The sequence below is a fragment of the Tateyamaria sp. genome (assembly GCF_059783535.1).
Window position 1 is genome coordinate 1 of the sequence record NZ_JBYNDP010000201.1, and the last position, 4,909, is coordinate 4,909.

Here is a 4,909-nt window from a genome sequence, read left to right on the forward strand (position 1 = left end):
TTCGAAGCAGGATGAGCCGGCGCGCGGCCTTGTCGACGACGACCGTGTCGGCGGTCTGGTCGGCAGGGACCATGGGTGGGGGCGTGCCGGAGGCGATGCGCATAGCGACCTGAGTATACGCTAAAACTGCGAAACACAGCACGAAGGCCGCTGTTATTGCGTGTTTGAGTTTCACCTCAATGGCTCCAGCCGTGTAACGCCCACTGCGGCTGCCCGGGCTAGCCCTTCGTCTAAGGACATGGGGATGTACTCTCCGCGTCGCCAAAGCTGCGCCATATCGTCGTAGTGGCGAGACAGGAAGTGGCCGGATTGCCCTGTCGAGATGATGAAGACCGAGGAGTTTGGGTCAGCAAAGTCGTAGACGCCACGATAACCTGCCCCGTGGACGTTGTGGAACGGATCGGAACCGGTGCCCTTGGTCAGCCCCCGCAGGAGTGTGTTGTCGCCACCCGATGTGCTTTGCCGGATGTTCACGAAGTAGCGCAGGATCGGCACGTCTCCCAGCACCTGGTGGTCGTGGGTGGCCTGGTGGGCGTCACCCCAGCGCAGGCTTTCCAACTGGCTGCCATAGGTCTCGTTGATTTCCAGCAGGGCGTCATCCAGCGCCAGGCGGGCCATGTCGGGGCAAGTTTCCACGGGTGCCGATTGGAGCACGTCGCACCAGATGCCTGCACCGTCCACATTGCGGAACACCCGTTCGATGAAGAGCGGCTCCACGTGGGTGAGCGTGTCGGCCATTGGCCCCAACTCGTCGCGGATCAGCCTGTCCTGCAGCTTGCGCAGCCATGCGGCATAGATCAGGGGTTCGGGCCAGTGTTCGTTCATCTCGCCGTTCCATTCGGCAAGCAGCGCCAGGGCGCGTTGGCGTTGGCGTTCGGGCGTGCCGTCGGGGGCGGCTTCGCCGGTGAACCAAAGCTCGGCTCCGATCAAGGGCAGAAGCGAGCGGGCGGTGAAGCTGACGGTATCGAGCTGCGCCTCGATGAAGCTGTCGCGCGTATGGACCTCGCGCGCCTGCATCAGGCGGCGCCAGCGTTGGACGCGCTGGGTGTCGCCCCACACGAAGCTGATGTGATTGGGGAAGGGGCGGTCAACTGTCTTGTTGTTAGTATTGCCGAGAATTCCGCCCACTGGTGAAACGAAGCCGGGGTTGGAGGCATAGGGCATGCGGCCCTGCCAGCGGTTTTCAGATCGCCAGCCGAGGCTGGGTAAGCGCCCCTGACTTTGGTGGTTGGCGTCACGTTTGGGCACAGCGCCGATGGTCTTCATTGCAATCGAGCCGCGGTCGACCAGCGTGATGTTCTGGGCGGGCGCGATGTAGCTTTCGCCTGCGGTGATCGCCTCGGCCACGGTTTGCGACTTCATGATGCCCATAGCGGCGGTCAGGGAGGTGTCGCGCGGGCTGAGTACCGTCCAGCCGAGAGCCGCGACGTGGCCGGGCGGGGTGACCGTGCGCAAGTTGCGGACACTGCCAGGCAGGACTGGGCCATTGTCGGTCCAGCGCAGCGTGAGTGTAACCGGGTCTTCGTCCGCGATTTGCAGGATGGAGTCGCGGGATTCGAAGTCTTTCCAGCCGGTGGGTGTGCGGTACTGCGACGGGTTTTCGGGGTTGAGTTCCTCGATGAATACGTCCTGATCATCGACATAGGCCGTGGTCAGGCCCCAACCGAGCCGGTCGGAGCGCCCAGTCAGCACTGCGGGCATGCCGGGGATTGTGCCGCCGATCACACCACCGGATTGCAGTTCCACCCGTGCAAGATACCAGATCGCGGGGGCAGAAAATCCAAGATGCGGGTCATTGGCGAGCAAAGTGCCGCCAGATGCGGAGCGGGCCGTGGCGGCGGCCCAGGCGTTGGAGGCCCCGGCAAAACCACGTGGTGTGAACGGGGACAAGGGGTGTGGGTCGGCTTCGGCCGTGGCGTAGTCCATCTTAACGCCGGGCACGAGGGACGCGTATTCAGGCAGGCTGGCAATGCCTTCGCCCGGGACATCGGGCAGAATATCGGCCAGCCGTGCTGGGTCGTCGAGTGCCAGAGACATGCGGGCGCGCAGCACCTCTTCGCTGAGGTGTCCGGAGAGTTGCAGGCCCATCAGTTTCGCCACGGCGATGCTGTCGGCAGGCCTCCAGGGGGCGAGGGGTGTGTTGAACAGGAACATCTCGGGCGCGCCACGTCCCAGAGCCTCGGCATTGATCTGGTCGAGGCGGGCGTTCACGCCCGACGCGTAGGCCTCGAGCGCTGCACTGGTGGCCGCGTCCTGCGCCGCGACCGACTGGACGGAGAGGCGGTAGATGTCGAGGCGGCGAACAAAGCTGTCGATATCGACGGTTGTTGTGCCGAAGAGCTCACTTAGGCGCCCTTGGGCCGTGCGGCGGAGCATCATCATCTGCCAGAGCCGGTCCTGTGCATGAGCAAAGCCGAGGCCATGGAACACGTCTGTGTCCGTTTCGCCAAAGATATGCGGGACATTGGCGTTGTCGCGCACGATCTCGACCGGGGCCGAAATGACGGGCACCCGTACGCGGGCATCGTAGTTGGGCAGCGAGCGCGCAGCGAGGTAATAGACCATGCCGACACCCAGAACGGCCAGCACGATCAGCGCCGCCGTCAGGCGGACAAGCCACTGAAACACCACTGCCATTCTGCCTGACTCCTGCACGTTGCTGCGTTGACCCTTGGGCCACGACTGTTAGGTAGGCATGGACGGAAGCGCAAGCCGTAGGCGACGCAAAGAGACGAGGGATCACGATGGCGAAACTGGCATTCTTGGGTATGGGCGTCATGGGCGCACCGATGGCGGGGCATTTGCAAAAGGCCGGGCACGAGGTCACTGTTTACAATCGTACCGCCGCGCGGGCGCAGGATTGGGTGAATGTCCATGGTGGTGCGATGGCGACCACACCGCGTGCGGCTGCGACGGGTGCGGATTTCGTGATGGCCTGCGTTGGGAATGACAACGATTTGCGGTCCGTTTGCCTGGGCGACGATGGTGCCTTTGCCGGCATGGGCAGTGGCACCGTTTTTGTCGATCATACAACCGTTTCGGCCAAGGTGACGGCAGAACTGTATGCGGCCGCTGATGCGAAGCAGGTCAGTTTTGTCGATGCGCCGATTTCCGGTGGTCAAGCCGGGGCCGAGAACGGTCAGCTGTCCATAATGTGCGGTGGGGATCAGGGCGCTTATGACCGGGCCGAGCCGATCATGCAGGCCTACGCCAAGCTGTGCCGACGTATTGGTGAGAGCGGTGCGGGTCAGATGACAAAGATGTGCAACCAGATTGCCATTGCGGGTGTGGTTCAGGGCCTGTCTGAAGCGCTGCATTTTGCCGAGAAAGCGGGTTTGGACGGGCGCGCGGTCGTCGAGGTCATTTCACAGGGCGCTGCTGGGTCTTGGCAGATGTCGAACCGGTACGAGACTATGCTAGACGATCATTTTGATCATGGCTTTGCCACCGATTGGATGCGCAAGGATCTGGGGATTTGCCTGGATACAGCGGATGAGAACGGAGCCAGCCTGCCAGTGACGGCGCTGGTCGATCAGTTCTACAAGGATGTGCAGAATATGGGTGGCGGGCGTTGGGATACGTCGAGCCTGTTCAAGCGGCTGCGCAACATTGGGTGAGACCCGGTCCACGTAAGTGTCAAACGCTCCTTGGGAGCGTTTGAGGGTCGAACGGGCGGAGCCCCGGAAAAGTCGGAGGGCGGCACTGTTTGCTGCGCAAATGCGCCCGCCCACCGACCCGGGTGACCGAACCCCAAATCCATTGCGCGTTGGAGCGCCCAGTTGAGCAACGGTGTGGCTGGCAGCTTTTCGATGAAAAGCTACCTTTGCCACTGGTCGCGTCTGCCTGCGCAGCCGTGACCTTTTAAGGAATGATCCGCGTGTATTTGGTGCCTTCGAGCGTCGCACCGATGCGCAGGCCAGCGCGGGCAAAGACGGCTGCGAGAACCGGGGACAGGGCTGTCGTGGTATCTGCCGCCACGCTGTCACCCTGGTCGGATACGACATATTCAAGGTCTGCACCTGCGGCCCAACCGGGGCTGCGGCGGAAGTCGGTCAGTGCCTCGGGCGTCATGAAGAAGAGCACATGTGCGAATTGCTGTGCACCGATCTGAAGGCCGCCTGAGCCTTTGATCACTGAGTAGTAGTCGACCGTCGCGTTGTCGACGCGCAGCGCGCCCCGTCCGTAGGCGCCGCCGAAACCCAAGCCAGCCTCGGTGACAAGCGGCATCACCAGCATGCCGTTTGCTTTTTGCGCAAGGTCCACCGTGTTGGGGTAGCTGCGATACATCTCGTCCAGCGTGACATCCACGCGGCTGTCGATCAGCGCGCTGCCGCGGCTTCCCACACCATTTCCACATGCTGCCAACACGCCCGTGCTGGCAAGCGCCCCTGCGGCGAATGCACGCCGCGAGATCCCGTTCGTTTTCATTTTGAACCGCCTGTATAGCTCTTGGTTGTGCGCGGTTTGGCCGCGCTTGTGCGCAAATATACGCCGATTGCACGTGGCTGTCACTAGGTGGTCATGGGTGCGCGGGTTTCTGCCATGTTTTTTGGGGCCCTGCCCGCGGCATGCAACCTCCCCCTGGATTTTTTTGAAACAGGGTTTTCGCAGGCTTCCTGAAAAAGCCGTGGGGCGGCGTTTTGCCCCCGCGCGGGGGAAAGTTTCCCCTTTAGGCGGATGTGTTGACGTTCAGCAGCCTGGCCGCCGCAGGGGCGAAGTAAGTCAGGATGCCGTCGCAGCCCGCGCGTTTGAAGGCCATCAGGCTTTCCATCATCACGCGGTCGTGGTCCACCCAGCCATTTGCGCTGGCCGCTTCGATCATCGCGTATTCGCCCGACACCTGATAAGCGAAGGTTGGCGCGCCGAAGCTGTCTTTGACCCGGCGGCAGATGTCGAGATAGGGCAGGCC

4 protein-coding genes are annotated in these 4,909 nt (G+C 62.6%); 1 reads left to right on the forward strand and 3 read right to left on the reverse strand.

Features of this window, described 5'->3' with window-relative positions:
* Positions 1-171: 171 nt before the first annotated feature.
* Entirely contained in the window at positions 172-2,637 is a 2,466-nt protein-coding gene (locus AC6RA8_RS21190; RefSeq protein ID WP_500355645.1) for a penicillin acylase family protein, read from the reverse strand.
* A 107-nt stretch (positions 2,638-2,744) separates the two neighbouring features.
* Between AC6RA8_RS21190 and AC6RA8_RS21195 the strand changes: the two genes are divergently transcribed.
* Positions 2,745-3,617, forward strand: a complete 873-nt coding sequence (locus AC6RA8_RS21195) for an NAD(P)-dependent oxidoreductase (protein ID WP_500355647.1) — start codon at positions 2,745-2,747, stop codon at positions 3,615-3,617.
* Positions 3,618-3,861: 244 nt separating this feature from the next.
* On the opposite strand, the gene AC6RA8_RS21200 is transcribed toward AC6RA8_RS21195, so the two are convergent.
* Both AC6RA8_RS21200 and AC6RA8_RS21205 read right to left on the reverse strand, forming a co-directional pair.
* Entirely contained in the window at positions 3,862-4,428 is a 567-nt protein-coding gene (locus AC6RA8_RS21200; RefSeq protein WP_500355649.1) for a lipid-binding SYLF domain-containing protein, read from the reverse strand.
* Between the two features lie 241 nt (positions 4,429-4,669).
* Positions 4,670-4,909, reverse strand: a 240-nt coding sequence (locus AC6RA8_RS21205) for a porphobilinogen synthase (RefSeq protein WP_500355651.1), incomplete at its 5' end; no start/stop codon positions are given.

What these genes read in the sequence shown, in the direction of transcription:
- AC6RA8_RS21190 (WP_500355645.1), bottom strand. Translation starts at nt 2,637, where the DNA reads ATGGCAGTGGTGTTTCAGTGGCTTGTCCGCCTGACGGCGGCGCTGATC.
- AC6RA8_RS21195 (WP_500355647.1), top strand. Translation starts at nt 2,745, where the DNA reads ATGGCGAAACTGGCATTCTTGGGTATGGGCGTCATGGGCGCACCGATG.
- AC6RA8_RS21200 (WP_500355649.1), bottom strand. Translation starts at nt 4,428, where the DNA reads ATGAAAACGAACGGGATCTCGCGGCGTGCATTCGCCGCAGGGGCGCTT.